Raw genomic sequence first — 24121 nt, forward strand, 5'->3', positions numbered from 1 at the left:
AAACACAAGCGAGTAACGCAAGCGAGGTAAAAGCATGACTGAAAAGCAGGTAACACGAGAAGTCTTTGACGCTGTCATGGTCCCTAACTATAACCCACAGAAAATAATTCCTGTGCGTGGTGAAGGATCACGGATTTGGGACCAATCAGGCAAAGAGTACATTGACTTTGCAGGAGGCATTGCTGTTACCGCACTTGGACACTGTCACCCACGTCTGGTAAATGCCTTATCCCAACAAGCAAAAACACTCTGGCATTTATCAAATGTCTACACGAACGAGCCTGTGCTCAAACTAGCGCAAAAGCTTACTGAGCTAACATTCGCTGATAAAGTATTTTTTGCTAACTCAGGGGCTGAAGCGAATGAGGCTGCGTTCAAATTGGTGCGAAAATACAGCTACGACCATGTAGGCCCAGAAAAAAATGAAATCATTTCATTTACCCAATCCTTTCATGGTCGAACGTTATTCACAGTATCAGTTGGTGGCCAAACCAAATACCGAAAAGGGTTTGAGCCTGCTCCTGGCGGTATTCGCCATGCAGAGTTTAATGATCTGGCATCAGTTGAAGCGGTTATTTCAGACAAAACCTGTGCGGTAGTGCTTGAGCCCATTCAAGGTGAAGGTGGTATTATCCCTGCCCACCCAGACTTTCTCAGAGGTGTTCGTGAGCTGTGTGATAAGCACCAGGCCCTGTTAGTGTTTGATGAAGTACAAACAGGCGTTGGCCGTACTGGGCACTTGTACGCTTATATGGAATATGATGTCGTACCTGATATTCTAACCTCTGCCAAAGCACTAGGCTGTGGTTTCCCAATAGGTGCCATGTTAACCACTGATAAAGTCGCAAAAAGTTTGGTGTTTGGAACCCACGGTAGTACATCAGGAGGCAACCCTCTCGCATGTGCTGTTGCCAACGAAGTCATCGACATTATTAAAGAACCTGCTCTGCTGAAAGGTGTCCACGAAAAGAATCAACGCATTATTGAAGGCCTAAATGCAATCAATGCTAAATATGGAATTTTCAAAGAAGTTCGCGGTAAAGGCTTATTGATTGGTGGCGCATTAAAGGATGAATGGCAAGGTCAAGCGGGTCGTTTCTTACAAGCAGGGTTAGCGGAAGGCGTGATGGTACTCGTTGCAGGTCCCAATGTTATACGCATGGCTCCTTCATTGATTATTCCAGACAGCGACATTGATCAAGGTCTTGCCCTGTTAGAAAAGGGTATTGCCAAAGTGGTTGCTGAAGGGCCAAACACATAGTCATCCAATCAGTTTATTTTTGCACCCCAACGGCATGGTAGCACTAGTTGGGGTTTCTTTATTAAATGAAGCATTTTTGGCAAAAATGCCTATTCTGCGACCTCACAAAATTATAATTTGTCCAAATAAAAATAGTCTGGGTCGCATCAATAACACTCCTTGTCTAGGCCCTGACAAGGAAATACGGAATAATCAAAAGTAAAAAACAAAGGAAATTAGGAGTATGAGTGAGTCCCCATTCCATGAATGGTTGAATTGGCTGGATAACCGTCAAGAAGAGATGTTGGCTGCAACCATAGCCTTGGCGAATATTAATTCAGGCAGTCTGAACCATGCTGGTGTTAAAGCAGTAGGTGAAGCGCTATGCAAATTAGCAGCACCACTAGAGGGCAAAGTCGAACATATCCCCATGCCAGCTCATCAAGTTATTGATGACAAAGGGCAAGTTAAACAATACCCCTTAGCCAATGCCATAAGAATCACTAAACGTCCGCAAGCGCCCATAAAGGTTTTCCTATGTGGCCATATGGATACTGTGTTTGCTGTGGATCACACTTTTCAACAAGTCAAATGGCTGGATGACAACACTATTAATGGACCAGGCGTTGCGGACTTAAAAGGTGGCTTGGTTGTCATGTTAAATGCGCTGGCCTGTCTAGAGCGAAGCCCACTAGCAGAACAAATTGGCTGGGAAATTCTGTTTAACCCAGATGAAGAAATTGGCTCTCCAGGTTCTTCCTCACTATTTGCAGAATGTGCCCAACGCAATCATGTAGGTATGATTTATGAGCCCTGTTTTCCTAATGGTGATTTTGCTGGTCAACGCAAAGGTAGTGGTAATTTTTCAGTTGTAGTAACGGGCAAAGCAGCACATGCTGGACGTGAACACCATTTAGGGTGCAATGCCATTCGAGCTATGGCCGACTTTATCTCTGCACTCGACGATTTCAACCAACAACGGGAAACGATCACCGTTAATCCTGGTTATATTCATGGTGGTGGACCAGTCAACGTTGTACCAGATAACTGTGTCAGCCAGTTCAATATTCGTACAACAACGGCCGAAGATGAAGTCTGGTGTCAGCAAAATTTAGCCGAATTGATAGCAAACATTAACCAGCGGGATGGCATCACACTTCAACTCCTCGGTAGTTTTGGTCGACCACCCAAGTGTTTAACAGCCGCCAATCAACGGCTCTTTTCACTCGCAAAACAATGTGGTCAACAAATTGGCCTTGATTTAGCCTGGCACCCTACTGGCGGATGCTGTGATGGTAACAACTTAGCAGCTTATGGCTTACCTAACATCGATACGCTTGGTGTTCAAGGCGGCAAGATTCATAGTGATCAGGAATATATGCTGGTCAGTAGTTTAGTTGAACGCGCAAAACTAAGTGCACTTTTGCTTTTTCATTTGGCAAGTGATCATCCTGAAAACTGGGAACGGGGGGAACATGCTCCAAGTTAGACCCATCCATCATAATGACTTACCAGCACTTGAACGTCTTGCCGTTCTCAGTAGAGGACGTTTGACAACGCTTCCTGCTCATCGAGACCACTTAAGTAGCATTATCAGTGCAACGCAGCGTGCGCTACAAAATCCTGCGCCTGAATTAGCAGGAAATAGTTACCATTTTGTGTTGGAAAATACAGAAAATAAACAAATTATTGGTGTTGCAGGTATCGAGTCTGCCGTTGGCATTAACTGTCCTTTCTACAGTTACCGTTTAAGTGAAATTGTCCACGCTTCGGCAGAACTTCAAATTCACAACCGTATCCCAGCACTTCATTTATGCCAAGACTATGCAGGCAGTTCCCGTCTCTGTACTTTTTTTATTGATCCAGAATATTTAAACGCTACAACACGCCAGCTTTTACTGAAAGCACGTTTGTTATTTATGGGCATTCACCGAAACCGGTTTGCGGATAGAACAATCGCAGAGCTACAAGGCGTCCTAGATAACCATCAACTGTCTCCTTTCTGGGAATGTCTCGGTCGTCATTTTTTCTCAATGGACATTACTAAAGCAGTATTTCTAGTCGGCATTAATTCAAAAGCATTTATTGCCAGTATGATGCCCCAGTACCCTGTTTATGTACCCTTACTTTCTCCTGAAGCCCAAGCTGTCTTAGGTCAACCTCGGGCGGATATGCAAACACATATGGCATTATTACAAGCAGAACACTTTTGTTACCGCCACTATCTGGATATTTTTGATGCAGGTCCAACGCTTGAAGTTGAAACAGATCAACTTGAAACTATAAGACGTTTGAGGTCTATGACTGTAACGAAAATAACGACAACACCACCAGAAAATCCTGCACTACCATTATGTTTACTGAGTACCGGTGAGTTAAAGAACTTTCGTTGTATTCTTCGCCGAACAGACCCGGAAAATCTACAACTTTCACTTGAAGAAGCTGAATGCTTAGGCTCAGCAGAAAATGACCAGATTCATTGCGTCATGCTTTGAAATTAGACAATTTATGGAGGTTATAATTCACACAAAATATTTTTAAAAAATAATAGATACTGCAAATATCGTAGTTAAAAAAAGAAGTCATCGCCCGTTACAGAAATTAAGTACGAACAGTCTGTAACACATAATAACAACTCTAGCGGAGATGAAGGTGTACTGCTATGCAAAACACTCAATTAGATAACCTTTTAAATGCAATGTGGCAAAATTATCTGGAACTTAATCCAGATGCACAGCGTATATATAATTTATTTTCTTCACACAATAGTGGTCAGGTGATTAATGATCATATTGCATTACGCTCGTTTCAACACTCAAAAGTCACTATTGATAAAGTTGCTAGACCCTTTCTTGATGCAGGCTATCAAGAATCAGGAGAATATCACTTCCCTGAAAAAAAATTATACGCAAAACATTTTCAACATGACGACAACACTTTACCCAAAGTTTTTATAAGCGAGTTATGTTTAGACCAACTTTCTTCACAGTCTAAACAGACTATAGAAAATTTATTACAGTATTTAGATAGTAACTGTTTACTTCAGGATAATTTTTGTTATTCTGGCCGCCACTGGCCATTAACACTTTCCACATATCAGCAATTGCTTGAAGAAAGTGAATACGCAGCCTGGACTGCAGCCTTTGGCTACCGTCCCAACCACTTTACCGTATTGGTCAATGCCTTGCGTTCTCACCAAACCCTGCAAGAGGTCAACAACTTTCTTCAACAGCAGGGATTTACCTTAAATAGTAGTGGTGGACTCATCAAAGGCTCACCAGAAGTTTTTCTGGAACAATCATCAACCTTAGCAAATAAAGTTGAAGTTACCTTTGATGACACAACAGCAGTTATTCCCAGCTGTTTTTACGAGTTTGCTTTACGCTATCCGATGGATAATGGTGAACTTTACCAAGGATTTGTTGCAGCATCTGCAGATAAAATCTTTGAGAGTACTAATGTCAAAATAGCCATGGCTAACTGATAGAAAAGAGAACGATTGAAAAAGATAAATAACTGAGGGTTAAGCTAGATAAAATTATGCATAACAACAGGTAAATTGCTAGATATAAGAAAGTTGTTAAATGCATCTTTTTGTCAAAGTCAACATGACATTGTAAATGCCCTCAGAGAAAGGTATAAACAGTGACAAATTTAAATGCTTAAGTATTGAAAATAATTACTTACAGGATATTTTCATTTTTGCATTCCTAAGAGATCGACACAGAAGCGGTCTAGCAAAGAAGGGGGATAAAAATCAAAGCAATCTCCCTGAGCTTATGTTCAGGAAAGTATAAAAAGAGAGTATTTTTCTAATAAAAACAGGTTATTGGCAATTAAAATATTCGCGTTATTCTCAAGTTTTAAAGAAAGCGCTTAACCAGGTTAAACCAAACAAGTCAATAAGCCTGAATAACTATTTACCGATTAGGAGGCACCAGATTTTTGGTGATAATGACCCCATGATGATTATTCGCCCAATCAACCAAAATGACTATGAGCGCCTATACGATTTAGCAGAAAAAACGGGCACTGGATTTACCTCTCTACAGCCAAATGAAGCGCAACTTAAACAGAAGATTACTGTTTCTGAAGAAGCTATTGCTATGGATGAGCCTGAATCCCCAGGCGAAGAAACTTATTTATTTGTACTTGAAGATACAACAACACATCAAGTGGTTGGCATTTGTGGCGTTGCAGCTGCTGTTGGGCTTTCTGAACCTTGGTATAACTATCACCTGGGCACATTAGTTCATGCTTCAAGAGAATTAAAAGTACATAACATTGTGCATACACTCAGGTTATCCAATGATCATACCGGCTATACTGAACTGTGCTCATTATTCCTCGACCCCGAATACCGTCATAGTGGAAATGGCAGTTTATTATCAAAATCGCGTTATGCTTTTATGGCACAATTCCCTAACCGCTTTGGTAAACAGGTATGTGCAGAAATGCGCGGTGTATCAGATGAAGAAGGCAGATCTCCCTTTTGGGAAGCATTAGGACGTCCCTTCTTTTCAATGGATTTCGCTCATGCTGATTACTTAACCGGTATTGGTGAAAAAGTATTTATCGCAGAGTTAATGCCAAAACACTTGATTTATACAAACTTATTACCTGAATCAGCCCAAGCAGTGATCGGCGAAGTACATGAAAATACACGCCCCGCTTTACGCATGTTGGAAAGCGAAGGATTCCGCTATGAAGGCTATGTCGACATTTTTGATGCAGGTCCTACTGTTACCTGTCACTTTGATGATATTCGTGCAATCAGAGCAAGCCGTGAAGTCAAAGTGAATGTAACCTCTACTCTTCCCTCTAGCGATACAACATACGTAATGAGTAACACACGGCTGAATGATTTTCGCTGTGGCATGCTACAACTAGTAGAAGACAATGGCGCTGTAGCTATTTCTCCAGAGGATGCTAAAGAGCTTAAGCTTAACAACGGCGATCATGCAAGAATCTTTGAACTTTCTAGTGGGAGAGAACAGTAATGAGCAACTTGAGTGTAATGATTAATGGCCAATGGCAGTCAGGTCAAGGTGAAGCCATACTTTCTTTAAACCCTGCCAATGGTGAAGTCGTCTGGGAAGGAAAAAGCGCATCTTCAGATCAGGTTGAAGAAGCTGTCAAGGCTGCGAGACAGGCTTTTGTTAGTTGGTCAAAGAGCCCTTTTGCTGAGCGTGAAGCACTCGTACAAAAATTTGCACAATTATTAGACGAACAACGTGATCACCTGTCCCAAATAATTTCCCAAGAAACAGGGAAGCCATTGTGGGAAACAGCGACTGAAGTAGCGGCTATGATTGGTAAAGTGACTATTTCCATCAAAGCCTATCATGAACGAACAGGCACACATAGCAATGAAACCCCAGCAGGTACAGCCGTCTTAAGGCATAAACCACATGGTGTAGTGGCTGTTTTTGGCCCCTATAATTTTCCTGGGCACTTACCAAATGGGCACATTATTCCTGCCTTATTGGCTGGCAATACTGTGGTATTTAAACCCAGTGAACTTACACCACTTGTCGCAGAAACAACATTAAAAATTTGGCAACAAGCAGGGCTACCAGCAGGTGTCATTAATCTCCTTCAAGGAGAGAAAAATACGGGTATAGCTCTAGCTAATCACCCTCAGATTGACGGGTTATTTTTTACGGGTAGCTCCAATACAGGACACTTGCTGCATAAACAGTTTGCAGGCCACCCAGGAAAAATTCTTGCGCTGGAAATGGGTGGCAATAACCCACTCATTATTGATTATGTTGAAAATATCACCGCAGCCATTCACGAAACCATACAATCTGCTTATATTTCTGCAGGTCAACGCTGCACCTGTGCACGCCGTCTGTTTGTACCCAACAATGAGTGGGGAAATGAATTTATAAAGCAGTTAACAAATACGGTTGAAAAAATTGTTGTTGGCTCACCTGATGCCAATCCTCAACCGTTTATTGGTCCAGTCATTTCTTCAAATGCGGCAGATCAACTGCTTGCAGCACAAGAAAAACTAATTGCTTTAGGTGGCAAGTCACTGGTCTTAATGAAAAAACTAAAAGAAAACACAGGCCTCATCAGCCCTGGTCTGATTGATCTGTCCTCATCAAAAGATATTCCTGATGAAGAACATTTTGGCCCCTTACTGAAAGTGTATCGTTATGACACATTTGAAGAGGCCATTGATCAAGCCAATAACACACAGTATGGTTTATCCGCAGGGCTACTTTCTGACAGTCGTGATTGCTATGAGTACTTTTTACAACACATTCGTGCAGGCATCGTAAACTGGAATAAACAAACCACTGGCGCAAGTAGTGCTGCACCTTTTGGTGGTGTTGGCGCAAGTGGCAACCATCGACCCAGCGCTTATTATGCTGCAGATTACTGTGCTTACCCTGTTGCCAGTATGGAGGTCTCTGATCTCACCTTACCGAATAATTTATCACCAGGTTTATCCCTATAATGACATTTCATTAATCCTATACTTAAACAGATAGAGGCTATTTGTATACCAAAAGCCTCTTCTCATAGAAGTTAAAAAATAAATTAAACAAGAGCTATACCTATTACGAATGGTTTATAGGGAAAGCGCCAATTAGTGAGCTAAATACGCTTATACTGTAATAAATAATTGAGCCGAAAACTGATGGCAACAGTCCCTTTTTGTTAACCAGTTAGGGTAAGCGCTAAAGATAGCGTATTAAATGGAAGTCATTCGCCAATGGGTATACGGTATTAAATTGAGATGATAATCCCCTTTACAGGAGATACATAATCATCTCTTAATGCTACGAGATAAAAAATATGCATGCTGTTGAAGCAAATTTTGATGGCTTAGTGGGTCCAACCCATAATTATGCAGGACTTTCATATGGCAATGTAGCTTCTAGTAAAAATCAGCAAGTAGCTTCCAATCCAAAAGAAGCCGCGCTACAAGGGCTGGCCAAAATGAAAGCGCTGCATGATATGGGTTTTGTTCAAGGCGTGCTAGCACCTCAAGAAAGACCAGACATCAATACCTTAAAACGCCTTGGTTTTAGTGGATCAGATACTCATATTTTAGCACTTGCCGCAAAAACTGATCCGGTTTTACTTACTTCATGCTACTCGGCATCCAGCATGTGGACGGCCAATGCAGCAACTATATCCCCGAGTAGTGATACCCTGGATGGTAAAATTCACATTACCCCAGCCAACTTAGTAAATAAATTCCACAGAAGTATTGAACCTGAAACGACTGCACGTATCCTTCAAGCAGTATTCAATGATAACCAATATTTCCACCACCACCCTCCACTCCCAGCCGTTGATGTATTTGGTGATGAAGGTGCAGCAAATCATACTCGCCTTTGTAATGATTATGATGATGCGGGTTTGGAATTATTTGTCTTTGGTCGTTATGGATTATCACCCGAAAAATCAGCCCCTTGCCGTTTTCCTGCACGCCATACTTATGAAGCCTCTACTGCTATTGCTCGACTCCATGGCCTGACACTAGAGCAAACACTGTTTATTCAACAAAACCCTGATGTTATTGACCAAGGTGTTTTCCATAACGATGTTATAGCGGTAGGCAATCGAAACGTACTATTATTTCATGAGCAAGCATTTTTAGATAAAAAAGAATTACTAAATAAACTTTATCACTTTTTCCATGATAAACCTTTTTATCCAATTGAAGTTAGCTCAAATTTTGTAAGTGTTAAAGATGCTATTAACACTTACCTTTTTAACAGTCAATTACTTTCTCTCACAAATGAAGAAATGGCTATTGTTGTACCAGAAGAATGTTTACACAACAATGCTGTTAAACACTACTTATCTGAGTTGATAAGTGCAGACAACCCAATTAACAAAGTACTTAATTTCAACTTAAAACAAAGCATGCAGAATGGAGGAGGACCTGCGTGTTTACGTTTACGTGTAATACTCACTCCAGAGGAACTCGGAGCTGTAAATCCACACTGTATTCTTAATGAATTCCTTTATTCAAAATTAACCAATTGGGTTAACAAACACTATCGAAACCAATTAACGATTCAAGATTTAAGTGATCCCTCATTACTTCACGAAACTCAACTTGCACTTGATGAACTTACCCAAATACTACAATTAGGCAGTATTTACCCCTTTCAACGCAATTAGTAATGTATTATGAAATAAAAACCCCGGCTACCTGGCCGGGGTAATTGGACTTACTTAATTATTCTAATTATAAACTGTCTATTAAAGTACTGCTGCGATACTTAGCACGGCCATAATTAGGATGGTTAAGATTAACAACAAGGGCCAAATAAACTTTAACCAACGGTTATAGGAAACTCGACCTATAGCCAAACCTCCCATAACAACGGCAGAAGTTGGCGTAATTAAGTTAACTACACCAGAAGCAGACTGATAAGCAGTCACCACCAAGTCACGGCCCACACCTGCAAAATCAGCCAATGGTGCCATAATTGGCATAGTTAATACCGCTAGACCTGAAGAAGAAGGCACCAAGAAAGAAAGCACCACCTCCAGCCAGTACATTAAATTAATAAATGCAACCGTGTTTAGTCCTGCCAATGCTTGCTCTGAGGCATGAAGAATGGTGTCAGTAATCATCCCATTATTCATTACCACTACAATACCACGAGCAATTCCGATTATAAGTGCTACACCCAAGAGGTCTCGTGCACCATCAACAAAGTTTGAGGTAATGTCCTCTTCACTCATTCTAGCAATTAAGCCAACAATTATACTTGACGCAATAAAAAGTGCAGATATTCTTGCCATCCACCAGTCTTGTGATGATACCCCCCAAATCATTACAGCAAAAGTTAATCCAAATACAATTAAAATTAACTGTCTGGAACCACTCAGGCTCATATCCTGGTTTTGATCTTTACTATGCAGAAAGTGTTTTTTATTGTCTTCAGCTAAGTCTGCGACCAATGACGCTGATGGATCTTTTTTCACTTTCGCAGCGTAACGCATAACAAAGATGACACAGGTTAACCAACCCAAACCTAAAATCGCTAAGCGCCACATCATACCCACAGAGAATTTTACCCCTGCAGCATCAGATGCTATAACAGTCGCAAAGGGGTTAATGGTAGACCCTAAAGTTCCAATACCCGCTCCCAACAAAATAATCGCAACACCGGTTACTGCATCATATCCCGCCGCGATCACTACAGGTATCAATAACGTGTAAAATGGTATGGTTTCTTCAGCCATACCATAAACCGTTCCCCCTGCAGCAAATAGCAACATCAATATCGGGATCATTAAAATTTCTTTTCCCTTTAGACCAGTTACGGTTCGGGCAATCCCAGCATCGATCGCACCTGTTTTATTAACGACCCCTAAAAATCCTCCGATAATTAAGACAAATAAAGCTACATCAATAGCATTTGCCTCATAGCTATCGTGATCATAAAAACCATCAATAGGTGCTAAAAAAATGTCTACCACATTTTGTGGATTTGCTTCAACCTCTTTATAAGTACCTGCAACAGGGACTTCTTTACCAAGTGATTCATTTTCAACCCGATCATATTGACCCGCAGGCACTAACCACGTTAAACCTGCCACCACTATGATAAGGAAAAAGAGAATGCTATACGCTGAAGGGAACTTAAACTTTGCCATCGCAGTACTTCCTTTTTATGGGGTAAACTGGATTTTTTGTTTTATTGGCTTACGTTGTTGACTTGAACTTATATTAAACGCAATTAAAAGTTTATTATTCATAGTCATGATTTCTAATATCGCTTTCACACCATAACACTAAAAACTTTTTTATAACGTTTAATCCAGTCATCAACACTTACTCACTAGAATTAGATTCAAGCCAAAATAGATAAAATAGACTGAGCGCCGTATGTGATTTACCACGCGGTTTATATTGAATGTAAGAGTACACAAAACATGTGTCACTAGGTATTTCACTCTATGCGACATTTTTCTTTATGCTTAAACGCTCTGTCAGTAACGGTTATCAAGTTAGAATTGAGTTAAAGGTTGTTTCAGCCAACGATTAACTCCGGATTGTAGTCCATCTAAAACACTTGTTCTTGATAAAGATCAAACGCCTGAAAAGAAAAATTATTGAATCAACAGTATTTAATTTTTCTTTTTAAAAGGCGTCACTTATAGCGCAAATATGCAAGTTTTCTAGACAGCTCTCTTGTTAAAATATTAATCAACAAATTTACTTTATGTAAAACTATTTAGTAGAATTAACAAAAAAAATACCTTTAGAGCAAATATCAATCATTTTTCTTGTAACTTTACTACAAGCCCTCATTCTATCACCACAGTAGCAGAGCAACCTACCAAAAAGTGACTCCTTATTTCTGTTTAGCGACAAAGCAAGTGCTAAAAAATTAAATCACATGCAGAATTATATATCTTAACTTTACTTTTGCCACAACCAGGTTAATAGTTAGCCTATATTTAAATCTTTAGGAAATAGTTCATAAGTAAGCTGTCGTTTAAACACGCAGCTATGCATAAAAACAAAAGCCATAAATTGTTATTTTAGTAGTTTAGTTAAAATTCACATTAAAATGGGTATTTTTACGTACAGTCAAAAAAAAATCGTAGCGCTAGCCTATGTCGCGCATTGAGAGCTTTCAAGCTAATATCAGCTTATATATTTTAAATACTTTCCTACTTGCGACAGCTTCTTACCAAAATGCCGCAAGTGTTTTTTTAAAATGAATAACACTTCATAAATAGTGTTTTCTGTCAAATTTCTTGAAGTACTTACTGATAACTTATCGAGCTTAATAGAACTCAAGATTTTTATGGTAAAACTATTAAATATTGTGTTATTCATCCAAACTTAGTGTTCTACACTAGAAAGTTAATTTTATCCTTTACTTTTAGTCGCTTGTTGACAGGCAAGGAGAGAGCAAATGTCTCGCTTTTATGTTGGTTCAGAAATTGGACAACTACGCAAAGTACTACTTCACCGACCAGAATTATCTTTACGGCGCCTAACTCCCTCAAACTGTGAAGACCTCCTCTTTGATGATGTTTTACGCGTAGAGGAAGCCGGTAAAGAGCATGATATATTTGCTCAAACACTGCGCGAAAATGGTGTTGAAGTCTTTTTGCTACATGAAGTTTTAGCTGAAACGTTGTCCTCTCCTGAAGCCAAAAACTGGGTGCTTGATCGTCAGATTTCTGAATACCGCTTTGGCCCTACTCTGTCAGTTGAAGTTAGAAGCTATCTTAATGGCATGAATAACGTTGAGTTAGCTTCACACCTTATTGGTGGGATAACCGTTGCAGAGCTTAATTCAGAATGTCCAAGCCCTGTCTTGCAAGTGATGCGAGAAACCGATTTTATAGTAGACCCCATTCCAAATCATTTATTCACCCGTGATACTTCATGCTGGATTTATGGCGGTGTTTCTGTCAACCCTATGGCCAAACCAGCCCGCAAGCGCGAAACAGTCCATTTACGCGCAATCTACAAATTCCACCCATTGTTTAAAGATGCAGATTTCGAAGTTTACTTTGGTGATGAAGACCGTAACTTTGAACTATCCACATTAGAGGGCGGAGACGTACTGGTTATTGGTAAAGGCGCTGTATTAATTGGAATGTCTGAGCGTACAACACCACAAGGTGTTGAATTATTAGCGCGTAACTTATTCAAGACAGGTCAAGCCAATAAAGTAATTGCTTTGCAATTACCCAAAGCACGTAGTTGCATGCACTTGGATACAGTGATGACTCATATGGATTATGACTGTTTTACTGTTTACCCTGATATTATGCGTGATGATATACCTGCTTGGGAACTTACACCTGGAAAAGCAGCGGGCGAGATTTGTTATACCCGCATCAAAGATAGTTTTATCAAGGCAATTGCCCGTACGTTAGAAGTCCCCGAATTACGCCTTATCCATACTGGCGGTGATGCATTCGAAGCTGAGCGCGAACAATGGAATGATGCGAATAATGTACTTACTGTACGTCCTGGTGTTGTTATTGGTTATGAGCGTAATGTTTATACCATTAAAAAGATGGAAGCAGCAGGAATTACTGTACTTCCAATACCTGGTGAAGATTTGGGTCGCGGCCGCGGTGGAGCACGCTGCATGAGCTGTCCACTTGAGCGTGATGATATCTAATTCAACTCATTGAATAACCTTTGACTTGTGGTTCTTAACTCAAGACCATACAACAACTGTTTTAGATAAGAGTAAGGTAAATAACCATGGCATTTAATTTAAGAAACCGCCATTTTCTCAAATTAGAAGACTTAACTCCTCGTGAAATTAAGTTTCTATTACGTCTTGCCGATGACCTGAAAGTAGCTAAGTACACTGGCTATGAAAAACCTCGTCTTAAAGGTAAGAATGTTGCGTTAATTTTTGAAAAATCTTCAACACGCACACGTTGTGCATTTGAAGTAGCTGCTTACGACCAAGGCGCAAATGTCACTTATCTTGGCCCATCAGGTTCTCAAATAGGCGCCAAAGAGTCTATGAAAGACACAGCACGGGTTTTAGGTCGCATGTATGATGGCATTGAATACCGTGGTTTTGGTCAGGAAGTTGTTGAAGAGTTAGCCGCTAGCGCAGGCGTCCCCGTATGGAATGGTCTCACTGATGAGTTTCACCCAACTCAAATTCTTGCTGACTTCCTTACAATGATGGAGCACAGTGGTAAACCCCTTAATGATATTGCTTATTGCTACTTAGGTGACGGCGGCAATAATATGGGCCACTCATTAATGATTGGTGCCGCTAAAATGGGTATGGATTTCCGCATGGCTGCACCAGAAGGTTGCCGTCCAGATGAGAAATTAGTCAATATTGCTCACGAAATAGCCAAAACCACTGGCGCGAAAATCATGATTACTGATGATGTTGAAGCCGCTGTGAAAAACGCTGATTTTTTGTACACAGACGTATGGGTTTCTATGGGTGAACCAGACAACGTTTGGGAAGAGCGTATTAAACTATTGAAGCCTTATCAAGTTAACCGTGAGTTAATTGAAAAAACAGGTAACCCCAATGTGAAATTCATGCATTGCTTGCCTGCATTCCATAACAGAGAAACCAAAGTGGGTGAAGAAATTTACCAAAAATATGGTCTCGACGGTATGGAAGTGACTGAAGAAGTATTTGAGTCTAAACACTCAATTGTTTTTGATCAGGCTGAAAACCGGTTACACACTATTAAAGCGGTAATGGTTGCCACCTTAGGCAGCTAATTAGTCACCTAGTCTGCTAGAACCTGGCTGCCCCTTTCCCCATCCAAGGCAGCCAGTCCCCACTTATAGAGAGAGGAAACAAGCATGTTAGTTGTAATCGCGCTTGGAGGCAATGCTATTCTCCAACGGGGTGAGCCCTTAGAAGCACACATTCAGTATCAAAATATCAAAAAAGCCGCAGCCGCTATTGCTAAAGTTGCTGAAAACCATACAGTCGTATTAACTCATGGTAATGGTCCACAAGTAGGCTTATTAGCATTACAAAATGATGCTTATAAAGATGTTTCCCCCTACCCCCTAGATGTACTAGGCGCAGAAACAGAAGGCATGATTGGTTATATGTTTGCACAGTGCCTTAATAACGAAATGCCTAAGCAATCAGTTGCGGCACTACTAACGCAAACGATTGTAGACAAAAATGACCCGGCATTTACTGATCCAACTAAGTTTGTTGGTCCTGTTTATAGCCAGGAAGAAGCCACTGAACTCACGCGCACTATGGGCTATACCATTAAAGCAGATGGCCTTTATTTCCGACGTGTCGTACCTTCTCCTATACCCAAAGCTATTGTAGAGCTGGATACCATCAAAACACTGGTTGACCAAGGTAGTCTTGTTATTTGTACTGGTGGCGGCGGTGTACCTGTTGCCAAAGCAGGAGATAAGCTTGAAGGTGTCGAAGCTGTTGTCGACAAAGACCGCGCTTCTGCCGTGCTTGCACATGACCTGAAAGCCGATGCGTTGATTATTCTGTCAGACGTTGATGCTGTTGCTATTAACTGGGGCACACCTGAACAGAAAAATATTAAGAAGGCAACAACAGCTCAAATGGACACGTTTGACTTTGCTAAAGGCTCCATGGGACCTAAAGTTGAAGCCATTTGTGACTTTGTTAAGCAAGGTGGCAAAATAGGTGCAATTGGATCGCTCGATAACGCCGAAGGCATCCTTCGAGGTGTTACTGGCACTGTCATTGCTGAAGATCATAGTGGCGAGATTGAGTACTACTAATTAAGCAATATGATTAAATTGAGATGCCAAGCTGTTTGGCATCTCAACTCACTACGTGTTAGAACTTCTCGTCCAACATTTACCCAACTAACAATCTATATATACGCTATACAGCCAGATAGTCATAGCAAGTGCTAGCTGGATGGTAAATACATATAAATATAGAAATGCCGCGATAGCTAACAGGCTGTGGTATTACGGTATAATGCTCAGACACACAAAAAAAAAGCCAGCTTAAAGCTGGCTTTTTTTTTAATTTTGGCGTCCCCTAGGGGACTCGAACCCCTGTTACCGCCGTGAAAGGGCGGTGTCCTAGGCCACTAGACGAAGGGGACGCAAACCTTCGCTCTCAACTTCAGTGGCGAACGGGTGCGTATCCTACGAGTTAATTACTCATGGGTCAAGCTTTTTTATGACACCCTCAAAAATAAAAAACGAGCGCACAAGCTTACCTATTAGTCCTTATTCTCGTCATGTAACACAAACACAGCACCATTCATACTAGAATTTACCTAAACACCTTTGGGCAAGCGGCCTATACTCAATTAAGAAATAAGGTGAATAACAACCAATAAATGGAGAGTTCGGTGTCACCTATTACGATTACAGCGGCGATACTGGTATTTGTCATCATCTTAGTAGGTGTTGCCTATGCTTATCATAGTGCTGAAAATGCCAAAATCGAAAAAAACCGAAAAGCATCAATGTATAGCAACCGCATCCGACGTATAGAAGAGGTAATGAGTACGTTACCTCTTCCTTATCTCGGTCATGGTTTGGGTGAGTTTCTTATGAGTGAAAAGCTTGACGCTTTAGAGTCAATTAAAAACTTATCACTAAAAGAACATAACTCTTCTATTGAAGAGCGCATAGCCAATACAAAAGGTGAAATTGCAGAATTTTTGGATAAATTAGTTCAGGAGCAGCATAAATCCGTCAACATCACCTCTGAAGCACAAGCTCAACAACTCCACAACACCTTCCATGAATGCCACCGCTTGGCTTTGGCCAGCTTTAAAAGCAGCCGATTAAGTAAAGTGGATGCTTCAACGCTCATTAATCACATTAAAGAACGCCTTGTCATTATCACCTACGAGCTTTTTTCTTATAGCGCTTATAATGCACAGCAAGTAGGAAAATATACGCTGGCAATTCACTATTATGAACGCGCTATTGACGAATTACGTAAACATAATGCCAGTCATACTTATGACGCATTTATTCAAAAACTAAAAAGCCGTATTGCTCGCGCAGAGGAGCAACAAAAAACCCAAACAACACAGGAGACTCCCGAAAACGAAAGTAGCAGTTTAGTCAACAAGCTTGATGAGTTTGTTGAAGAAGATGATACATGGAAAAAGAAAAACGTCTACGACTGATACTTACTCTGCCAGAATGATCCAGGGAATGGTATCCTACCTTATAAACCATTAATCGCTATTAACATTTAACAGGTCATACAACACCTGACTAATGAATATCAAGTTTACAAAACGACTATCGTATAAACAGGCGAGGAACACTGTACTTGTTGCCTTTTTACTTGGGCTTACTCTCAGTATTGCTCAAGTAACACTTGATTATATCTATGAAAAAGCGTTTATCGATGAACAAATTCGCTCTATTCTAGACATCACCCGTAATCCAGCTGCGCGTATGGCCTATATCATTGACCACGAGCTTGCACAAGAATTAGTCAATGGTTTACTTAAATCCCCAAGTGTTATTGGTGTAGAGCTGATAGACAGCAATGCCAATGTCCTTGCTTCAGCCAAAGAAGCTATGTATAACGCCCCTTATCGAGGCATTAGCGATTTCCTTTTTGGCAAAACCCGTTACTATCAAGAACCCTTAACCATTGATTATAACCCTAATGAACTACTAGGTTATCTCAACTTGGAAATCGATACCTACGCCATTGGCTCGAGCTTTCTGCAACGCTCTCTCACTACATTAGTAACAGGTTTTGTTCGTAGTTTGGTACTGTCAGTCATTTTATTAGTTTTATTCTACAGTACATTAACTAAGCCTTTAGTCAGCCTGATAAAAGCATTAACCCGGGTTAATCCTGAAGATGAAAAAAATGCTGTCCAACTCCCCTACCCGAAATACCATGAAGATGATGAAATAGGTTGCCTGGTCAAAACAACCAACCAGTACCTACAAAGTCTTCACTCAAACCTGACCCGACGTCAAGAAGCTGAATCGCAACTCCGTCACTATCTTGGGCAACTGGAAACCATCGTTGACCAGCGCACTGGAGAGTTACGAAGAACCAATGAACAGTTACAAACCAGTAATGCAATGCTTGAGCGCGCACGGCATCAAGCAGAACAGATGGCTGAAGCGCGCTCTGCTTTTCTTGCCAGCATGAGTCATGAAATCAGAACCCCTTTAAATGGGGTGTTAGGTATGATTGGGCTAACATTAGATAGCGAGCTCAATCATGAACAGCAACAACAACTCACTATTGCCTACAACTCTGGTAAAGTTTTGGTGGAGTTACTCAATGATATACTTGATCTGTCGAAGTTTGAATCAGGTAAATTATTGCTAGAGCAAATTGAGTTTGACCTGCGTGGCACTGTAGAAGATGCGGTTAATTTACACAGTCAAAGCGCTAATGAGAAAAAACTTGCCCTAGAATGTGATATTGCTCCAGAGATACCAGAAAACTTACAAGGAGACCCAACACGCATTCATCAAGTTATCAGCAACCTGTTAAGCAACGCAATAAAATTTACCAGTCAGGGGTTTGTTCAGCTCAGTGTTCACGTTGCAGATGAAAATGATCAAGAATTCATTGTTGCAATTAATATCAAAGACTCAGGCATAGGTATCAGTAAGGAGGCTCAAGAAAATATCTTCCAGCCTTTCTCCCAAGCCCATGTGGATATTACACGCAAATATGGTGGTACTGGCTTAGGTTTAGCTTTATGTAGAAATTTAAGTGAAGCCATGGGCGGACACCTTAAAGTCAACAGCGAACCTTCCTTAGGTAGTACATTTACCGTCATTTTACCGCTGGCTAAACCCGAGCATATTTTCCGCCCACAAATTAACCCTCAACTGCAGTATTATCAAATTCTCTTACTGTGCCATGATGCCCTTCAGCAAACATTATGCAATCATTTAAATTACTGGGGAACTCCTTATAAAACACTGAACTATAAACAACCGCTAGTACCCCAGCTTGAACAAATCAAACCCCATCTTTACTCATGCGTCATTCTTGATCGAGCAGCTGATGCGAATGCATTTATCAATGCAAACGATGATATGAGTATTATCTTTGCGACAGCCCACCAAGATATGCTAGATAAAGAAACACAACAGATCCTGGGTATTAGCACACAGTTGCAATTACCCTTACGTAGAAATGAACTCTACAATACTTTGCTACAAGTTTTTCACTTATCAACTCAAAAAACGATTGAAGAAGTTTCTCAAACGCCTAAACCATCCTTTGAAGCAATGTATATTTTGGTGGTTGAAGATAACCATATCAATCAGCTTGTGGTTAAAGGCATGTTAGAGAAAATTGGTCACCATGTGGATGTTGCTACTCAAGGCAAAGAGTGTCTGACGTTATGTCAACAACATCACTATGATTTAGTTTTTATGGACTGCAATATGCCTGTGATGGATGGCTATGAAGCAACCCAAAAGCTACGTGCTATTGATCATATGGCATCAGTACCTGTTATAGCACTCACAGCAAATGCTCTAAGTCATGACCGTCAAAAATGCTTAGATGCCGGCATGAATGACTATCTGGCAAAACCCTTCAAAAAAGACCAACTGGCTTATATGGTAGAAAAATGGGCAGACCAACATCGTAATACACTCACTGCAGAGCCAGCTCGCGTGTAACCTGATTTAGCGTATTATTTTAGCCTATGCATCTCAGGCACACATTAAATGACCTTCAATCTGCTGACTAATGGCCAACGGTGATGTGATTGGTGAAAATCGCTGTATTGTTTTTGCCTGAGGAGAAACCAAAAACTTGGTAAAATTCCATTTAATCTTATCCAGCCCAAACAAACCAGGTGCTTGACGTTTAAGTAATCCATACAACGGGTGAGCATTTTCACCATTAACATTAACTTTCGCAAACATAGGAAAACTAACCTGAAATTTTTGCTCACAAAATGCAGCTATTTCATTTTCACTTCCTGGCTCTTGCTGTAAAAACTGATTACACGGAAAACCTAGAACTACAAAACCTTGCTCCTGAAATTGCTGATACAGAGCTTCCAACTCTGCATACTGTCGAGTAAAGCCACAATGACTCGCAGTATTTACAATTAACATTACCTGGTCTTGATAAGGCGCTAGTGTCACCCATTCGCCTTTAATCGTTTGACAAGGAATCTCGTAAAGTGAATCAGCCATTGCACTCCTCCTATTTCTAAAATAAAGAGTTATTTTCCATCTTCCTTGGTAGGCTCTGATTTAGCTGTCGTAAAACATAATGAAGCTGAATTAATACAATAACGCAATCCTGTAGGTTGCGGTCCATCAGGAAATACATGACCTAAATGAGCTTCACATTGACTACACATGACTTCTGTTCGCATCATACCGTGGCTGTGGTCTGTATTTGTGTCGATGACCTCTTTAGCGATTGGCTGATAATAACTAGGCCATCCTGAACCAGAATCGTATTTTGTTGCTGAGTCAAATAATCGCTGCCCACAACACACACAACAGTAAACACCTTCATCCTTCATATTCAGGTACTCTCCAGAGAATGCTGGCTCAGTGCCCTTTTCTCGACATATACGATATTGCTCTGGTGTTAACTGTTGTTGCCACTCCTGAAGAGATTTTTTAGCTTTCTTATTTTTTACCATGAATAACTCCATTGACTTTCCTTTTGCAACACAGGCACAAACAGCCATTTCACCACTTAATGTACTCTAATGGCAGCCAGCATTTAATCTCCCTATTGCACCTCAGTGAAGATACCATCTATGTTACTACATGACACTTTGCGTATGATGCTGAAATCATTATTTCAGCGATTGCTTATAACACCCAGATTACAATACTATGGCATATACTCAGCAATAAGATGAAACTAACATCCTTTGTGCCACAGTAGCTTTTATGAAATCAGGAGGCTAATGAAATGGCTATTCACCTGCTGCTGAGTGGGTATACCTTAGTTGATTATTCAAAGAGTCCTAACCATGCAGGAAATCAATAAATCCCTTAAACTCAGTAACGTTTGCTATGATATTCGTGGGCCAGTACTAGCGGAAGCGAAACGTTTAGAGGAAGAAGGTCATCGGGTTTTAAAATTAAATATTGGAAATCCAAGCCCGTTTGGTTTTGATGCCCCTGAAGAAATCATTCAGGATGTTATCCGCAACCTGCCTCAGGCACAAGGTTACGGAGATGCTAAGGGACTCTTTGCCGCACGCAAAGCCGTCATGCAGTATTATCAACAAAAACCAATCAATAATGTCAATATTGACGATATTCTTATTGGCAATGGGGTCAGTGAGCTTATTGTGATGGCAATGCAAGCACTGCTCAACACGCATGATGAAATCCTCATTCCCGCACCTGACTATCCTCTTTGGACTGCCGCTGTCACGCTATCAAGTGGTAAACCCGTTCACTATGTCTGCGATGAACAGCAGGACTGGTTACCTGACCTAGATGATATCCGCAGTAAAATCACCCCTCAAACCCGAGGCATCGTACTGATAAACCCAAATAATCCAACAGGTGCTGTCTATAGTAAAGCGTTTTTACTTGAAGTCATCGAAATTGCTCGTCAGCATCAACTGATAATCTTTGCTGACGAGATTTACGATAAAATTCTTTACGATGATGCTGTACATCACTCTGTGGGTGCACTGTGTGACGATGTATTGGTGATTACCTTCAATGGATTATCAAAAGCTTACCGTGCTGCAGGTTTTCGCTCTGGATGGATGGTTATAAGCGGGCCTAAACATCATGCTAGAGGGTATCTTGAAGGGTTAGATATGCTTGCCTCTATGCGTTTATGCCCTAGTATGCCAAGCCAATACGCTATCCAAACAGCACTGGGTGGTTACCAGAGTATTAATGACCTCATTCTACCTGGAGGCCGCCTTCTTGAGCAGCGTGATCGCGCCTGTGAGCTGATTAATGCAATTCCTGGTGTGAGTTGTGTAAAGCCTAAAGGCGCCTTGTATTTATTTCCCAGACTTGATCCTAAGCGCTACCGTATTCAGGATGACGAACAGATGGTGCTTGATTTACTCACTCAGGAAAAAGTCTTACTCGTCCAAGGTACCGCTTTTAACTGGCCTTACCCTGACCACTTCAGAATCGTTACCTTACCCTATGTTGAAGACCTAACAGCCGCCATTGAGAAGTTTGCACACTTTCTCAGCCGTTATGAACAATAAACATCGTGAATAAATCTTGAGCCTGTTTACAAGCTCATCGTTTCATAAAACCATTGGTTTTTAAGCGGTTTTAGCCAGTCAAACCAATGGTTAAATCAATGCCTTTCCCATTTTATTGAATAATCAGGTTGAGCGTTTTTCACACCCGTCCCATAACGTTTTGAAGCAATGATTAGTAGCACCTTGAAACACAGCGGCAATTTTGAGCCGTTCATCCAATGATAAATGATTCATTTGTCTATAAATAACTACAGTGCTGTAATAATGTTAATTCACCACATATGATGTAGATTTTCATGGCTGATATTCATATTGATGACTTTTACCGAGACTGTGCACTGACATTATTACGTCTTTATAACTTTTTCCCTCGCAAGTGCACACTCTATGTAGACGACATTATATCTCCCGAACATCCTGATGAGTTTGGCATTCCAACACAGCGCCATCTAGCCTGCTTTGGCTGTATGATTTGGCTTGCTGAAGAAGGCTATGCTCGCTATGAAGATACTATCCGCCATGATGCTTTAGACCAAATTGTGCTGACTCAAACCAGCTTTATTAAACTGTCAGGACTGTTACCAGCCCAATTGTGTCAACCCATACCTCCCCAGCCAGCAGACCAGACTCTCCCCCCTTCCGTAGCAGAACAACAAGCTACGCTTGCACAACAGTTACGTAATGCTATCAACCATCAACAAGCACTTATCGTAAAACACTTGTTACGTTATTTTTTCAATCAAGAATTGCCCCCCCCTCATGCTTGAAGGTGTTACAAAATAATTACAATAGCCACTGCCTAGTGGCAACTTAAGACGCTGCTTACAAACAACTCATCCAAAACAGCTTGCTAAATCAAAAGCCCTCTAATATTTCAGTATTTATTTATAGCAAAGCTACATAAACTAAATATGTAAAAACACATCTAACTTTGTGTTCAAACATATATGCTCTTGAAAAAAAACTAATAAACCACATATCTGACAAATAGATTATTGATGAGATAGGTAACCAAGCATGAAACGAATTATGCTTTTTCTTGCCACGAACTTAGCTGTACTGGTTGTTGCCAGTATCACGCTCAACATATTGGGTGTTGGCAGCTATTTAACGAGACAAGGGTTAGATTTTGGCAACCTTTTAGTGTTTTGTGCTGTATTTGGTATGGCAGGCTCATTTATTTCCCTGCTACTGTCAAAAACAATGGCCAAATGGTCAACAGGTACTCAGTTAATCAAGCAGCCCACTTCTAGCAATGAGCGCTGGCTTGTGGAAACAGTACAAGATCTCGCTAATAAAGCAGGTATTGGCATGCCAGAAATAGGTATCTTCCACTCCCCTCAAGCTAACGCATTTGCTACTGGCTGGAATAAAAATAATGCACTTGTGGCAGTAAGCACTGGCCTTTTAGAACGAATGAGTGCAGATGAAGTCCGTGCTGTTTTAGGTCATGAAATTGGTCATGTTGCCAATGGTGATATGGTGACACTGTCACTGATACAAGGTGTAATTAATACCTTTGTTATGTTCTTTGCCCGAGTCATTGGCTATGCCGTTGATAGCTTCCTTCGTCGTGATAATGATGGTGGTGGCGTAGGTTTTGGCTTTTACATCACCACATTTGTTATGGAAATTGTACTTGGTATTCTGGCTTCTACCATTGTCATGTGGTTTTCTCGTCAGCGCGAATACCGTGCCGATCAAGCGGGTGCTGAATTAACCAGCCGTGAAGCTATGATTGGTGCCTTGCAACGCTTACAAGCTGATTATGCTGAGCAGAGTGCATTACCCTCAACCATGACGGCATTTGGCATTAGTGGCGAGCAAAAATCCAGCTTACTTGCCAACTTATTTTTGAGCCATCCCCCCTTAGAAGAGCGTATTGCTGCCTTGCAAAACATGAGATAACCCTGACAAATACATAACTATCAAGGGGTACTGTTCCCCCCCTTGATAGTCAAATTCGTCCCCTTCCATTTCCCAAAATGCATCTTTTTCTACTCAATTTCTTTCAATATTATTGATCTCTTAAATTTAAGTGTGTAACCGCTAACTACAGAGTATTAATAATAGCAAGGAGCTTTTTTTTTAGTTCATTTAGGTATAAAAACCACAGCATATACGTGTTGCAGTTAGCATGAGATGTCGTTTAATCTCACATTTAGAAAACATAAAAAAAACTTTTGTGACTCGTTAAGCGCCTTGCCAAACATATTAAAAACTTATTACATA

At 40.7% G+C, this 24121-nt stretch carries 18 protein-coding genes and 1 tRNA gene; 15 read left to right on the forward strand and 4 right to left on the reverse strand.

Annotated elements, in window-relative coordinates; genetic code table 11:
* The first annotated feature begins 34 nt into the window (after positions 1–34).
* The 7 genes from KCG35_RS14000 (at position 35) to astB (ending at position 9391) form a co-directional block, all read left to right on the forward strand.
* Complete coding sequence (locus tag KCG35_RS14000) at positions 35–1261, forward strand: aspartate aminotransferase family protein (RefSeq protein ID WP_215820404.1); 1227 nt, start codon at positions 35–37, stop codon at positions 1259–1261.
* A gap of 223 nt (positions 1262–1484) precedes the next feature.
* Positions 1485–2729 carry a hydrolase gene (locus KCG35_RS14005; RefSeq protein WP_215820405.1) on the forward strand — a complete coding sequence of 415 codons (1245 nt, stop codon included), beginning with the start codon at positions 1485–1487 and terminating at the stop codon, positions 2727–2729.
* Positions 2716–3735 carry an arginine N-succinyltransferase gene (astA, locus tag KCG35_RS14010; RefSeq protein ID WP_215820406.1) on the forward strand — a complete coding sequence of 340 codons (1020 nt, stop codon included), beginning with the start codon at positions 2716–2718 and terminating at the stop codon, positions 3733–3735. Before KCG35_RS14005 ends, astA (KCG35_RS14010) begins: the two co-directional genes overlap by 14 nt.
* A 167-nt stretch (positions 3736–3902) precedes the next feature.
* On the forward strand, positions 3903–4724 hold the full coding sequence (locus tag KCG35_RS14015) for a DUF1338 domain-containing protein (RefSeq protein WP_215820407.1): 822 nt from the start codon (positions 3903–3905) through the stop codon (positions 4722–4724).
* A gap of 478 nt (positions 4725–5202) precedes the next feature.
* The gene (gene astA / locus KCG35_RS14020) at positions 5203–6240 is read left to right on the forward strand and encodes an arginine N-succinyltransferase (RefSeq protein ID WP_215820408.1); all 1038 of its coding nucleotides are present in this window, start codon (positions 5203–5205) and stop codon (positions 6238–6240) included.
* Positions 6240–7709 (forward strand): succinylglutamate-semialdehyde dehydrogenase, encoded by a 1470-nt coding sequence (astD, locus tag KCG35_RS14025; protein WP_215820409.1) that lies wholly within the window; start codon positions 6240–6242, stop codon positions 7707–7709. The genes astA (KCG35_RS14020) and astD overlap by 1 nt, the downstream gene beginning before the upstream one ends.
* A gap of 341 nt (positions 7710–8050) precedes the next feature.
* Positions 8051–9391, forward strand: a complete 1341-nt coding sequence (gene astB, locus KCG35_RS14030) for an N-succinylarginine dihydrolase (protein WP_215820410.1) — start codon at positions 8051–8053, stop codon at positions 9389–9391.
* 81 nt (positions 9392–9472) lie between these two features.
* Here astB and KCG35_RS14035 read toward each other — a convergent pair whose 3' ends face one another.
* Entirely contained in the window at positions 9473–10879 is a 1407-nt protein-coding gene (locus KCG35_RS14035; RefSeq protein WP_215820411.1) for a YfcC family protein, read from the reverse strand.
* 1271 nt (positions 10880–12150) lie between these two features.
* On the opposite strand from KCG35_RS14035, the gene arcA reads away from it, so the two are divergent.
* The 3 genes from arcA (at position 12151) to arcC (ending at position 15476) form a co-directional block, all read left to right on the forward strand.
* Entirely contained in the window at positions 12151–13377 is a 1227-nt protein-coding gene (gene arcA, locus KCG35_RS14040; protein ID WP_215820412.1) for an arginine deiminase, read from the forward strand.
* Between the two features lie 86 nt (positions 13378–13463).
* Entirely contained in the window at positions 13464–14465 is a 1002-nt protein-coding gene (gene argF / locus KCG35_RS14045; RefSeq protein WP_215820413.1) for an ornithine carbamoyltransferase, read from the forward strand.
* An 84-nt stretch (positions 14466–14549) separates the two neighbouring features.
* Positions 14550–15476 carry a carbamate kinase gene (gene arcC / locus KCG35_RS14050; protein ID WP_215820414.1) on the forward strand — a complete coding sequence of 309 codons (927 nt, stop codon included), beginning with the start codon at positions 14550–14552 and terminating at the stop codon, positions 15474–15476.
* A 259-nt stretch (positions 15477–15735) separates the two neighbouring features.
* Here arcC and KCG35_RS14055 read toward each other — a convergent pair.
* A tRNA-Glu gene (locus KCG35_RS14055) sits at positions 15736–15811 on the reverse strand.
* Positions 15812–16063: 252 nt separating this feature from the next.
* Here KCG35_RS14055 and KCG35_RS14060 point away from each other — a divergent pair.
* Positions 16064–16855 (forward strand): hypothetical protein, encoded by a 792-nt coding sequence (locus KCG35_RS14060; RefSeq protein WP_215820415.1) that lies wholly within the window; start codon positions 16064–16066, stop codon positions 16853–16855.
* Positions 16856–16949: 94 nt separating this feature from the next.
* Entirely contained in the window at positions 16950–19349 is a 2400-nt protein-coding gene (locus KCG35_RS14065; protein ID WP_215820416.1) for a response regulator, read from the forward strand.
* 33 nt (positions 19350–19382) lie between these two features.
* On the opposite strand, the gene KCG35_RS14070 is transcribed toward KCG35_RS14065, so the two are convergent.
* Both KCG35_RS14070 and msrB read right to left on the reverse strand, forming a co-directional pair.
* Positions 19383–19874 carry a glutathione peroxidase gene (locus KCG35_RS14070; RefSeq protein ID WP_215820417.1) on the reverse strand — a complete coding sequence of 164 codons (492 nt, stop codon included), beginning with the start codon at positions 19872–19874 and terminating at the stop codon, positions 19383–19385.
* Positions 19875–19903: 29 nt separating this feature from the next.
* Positions 19904–20335, reverse strand: a complete 432-nt coding sequence (gene msrB / locus KCG35_RS14075) for a peptide-methionine (R)-S-oxide reductase MsrB (RefSeq protein ID WP_215820418.1) — start codon at positions 20333–20335, stop codon at positions 19904–19906.
* A 339-nt stretch (positions 20336–20674) separates the two neighbouring features.
* Between msrB and KCG35_RS14080 the strand changes: the two genes are divergently transcribed.
* The 3 genes from KCG35_RS14080 to htpX all read left to right on the forward strand — a co-directional run bounded on the left by KCG35_RS14080 (position 20675) and on the right by htpX (position 23797).
* Positions 20675–21889, forward strand: coding sequence for a pyridoxal phosphate-dependent aminotransferase (locus KCG35_RS14080; protein WP_215820419.1), 1215 nt, complete (start codon positions 20675–20677; stop codon positions 21887–21889).
* Between the two features lie 296 nt (positions 21890–22185).
* A complete protein-coding gene (locus KCG35_RS14085) occupies positions 22186–22656 on the forward strand; it encodes a hypothetical protein (RefSeq protein WP_215820420.1) in 471 nt (156 codons plus the stop codon).
* 250 nt (positions 22657–22906) lie between these two features.
* The gene (gene htpX, locus KCG35_RS14090) at positions 22907–23797 is read left to right on the forward strand and encodes a protease HtpX (RefSeq protein ID WP_215820421.1); all 891 of its coding nucleotides are present in this window, start codon (positions 22907–22909) and stop codon (positions 23795–23797) included.
* Positions 23798–24121: the final 324 nt, after the last annotated feature.

Origin of the sequence: Zooshikella harenae (assembly GCF_018837975.1) — a bacterium.
Taxonomy (GTDB): Bacteria; Pseudomonadota; Gammaproteobacteria; order Pseudomonadales; family Zooshikellaceae; genus Zooshikella; species Zooshikella harenae.

What these genes read in the sequence shown, in the direction of transcription:
- KCG35_RS14000 (WP_215820404.1), top strand. Translation starts at nt 35, where the DNA reads ATGACTGAAAAGCAGGTAACACGAGAAGTCTTTGACGCTGTCATGGTC.
- KCG35_RS14005 (WP_215820405.1), top strand. Translation starts at nt 1,485, where the DNA reads ATGAGTGAGTCCCCATTCCATGAATGGTTGAATTGGCTGGATAACCGT.
- astA (WP_215820406.1), top strand. Translation starts at nt 2,716, where the DNA reads ATGCTCCAAGTTAGACCCATCCATCATAATGACTTACCAGCACTTGAA.
- KCG35_RS14015 (WP_215820407.1), top strand. Translation starts at nt 3,903, where the DNA reads ATGCAAAACACTCAATTAGATAACCTTTTAAATGCAATGTGGCAAAAT.
- astA (WP_215820408.1), top strand. Translation starts at nt 5,203, where the DNA reads ATGATGATTATTCGCCCAATCAACCAAAATGACTATGAGCGCCTATAC.
- astD (WP_215820409.1), top strand. Translation starts at nt 6,240, where the DNA reads ATGAGCAACTTGAGTGTAATGATTAATGGCCAATGGCAGTCAGGTCAA.
- astB (WP_215820410.1), top strand. Translation starts at nt 8,051, where the DNA reads ATGCATGCTGTTGAAGCAAATTTTGATGGCTTAGTGGGTCCAACCCAT.
- KCG35_RS14035 (WP_215820411.1), bottom strand. Translation starts at nt 10,879, where the DNA reads ATGGCAAAGTTTAAGTTCCCTTCAGCGTATAGCATTCTCTTTTTCCTT.
- arcA (WP_215820412.1), top strand. Translation starts at nt 12,151, where the DNA reads ATGTCTCGCTTTTATGTTGGTTCAGAAATTGGACAACTACGCAAAGTA.
- argF (WP_215820413.1), top strand. Translation starts at nt 13,464, where the DNA reads ATGGCATTTAATTTAAGAAACCGCCATTTTCTCAAATTAGAAGACTTA.
- arcC (WP_215820414.1), top strand. Translation starts at nt 14,550, where the DNA reads ATGTTAGTTGTAATCGCGCTTGGAGGCAATGCTATTCTCCAACGGGGT.
- KCG35_RS14065 (WP_215820416.1), top strand. Translation starts at nt 16,950, where the DNA reads ATGAATATCAAGTTTACAAAACGACTATCGTATAAACAGGCGAGGAAC.
- KCG35_RS14070 (WP_215820417.1), bottom strand. Translation starts at nt 19,874, where the DNA reads ATGGCTGATTCACTTTACGAGATTCCTTGTCAAACGATTAAAGGCGAA.
- msrB (WP_215820418.1), bottom strand. Translation starts at nt 20,335, where the DNA reads ATGGTAAAAAATAAGAAAGCTAAAAAATCTCTTCAGGAGTGGCAACAA.
- KCG35_RS14080 (WP_215820419.1), top strand. Translation starts at nt 20,675, where the DNA reads ATGCAGGAAATCAATAAATCCCTTAAACTCAGTAACGTTTGCTATGAT.
- KCG35_RS14085 (WP_215820420.1), top strand. Translation starts at nt 22,186, where the DNA reads ATGGCTGATATTCATATTGATGACTTTTACCGAGACTGTGCACTGACA.
- htpX (WP_215820421.1), top strand. Translation starts at nt 22,907, where the DNA reads ATGAAACGAATTATGCTTTTTCTTGCCACGAACTTAGCTGTACTGGTT.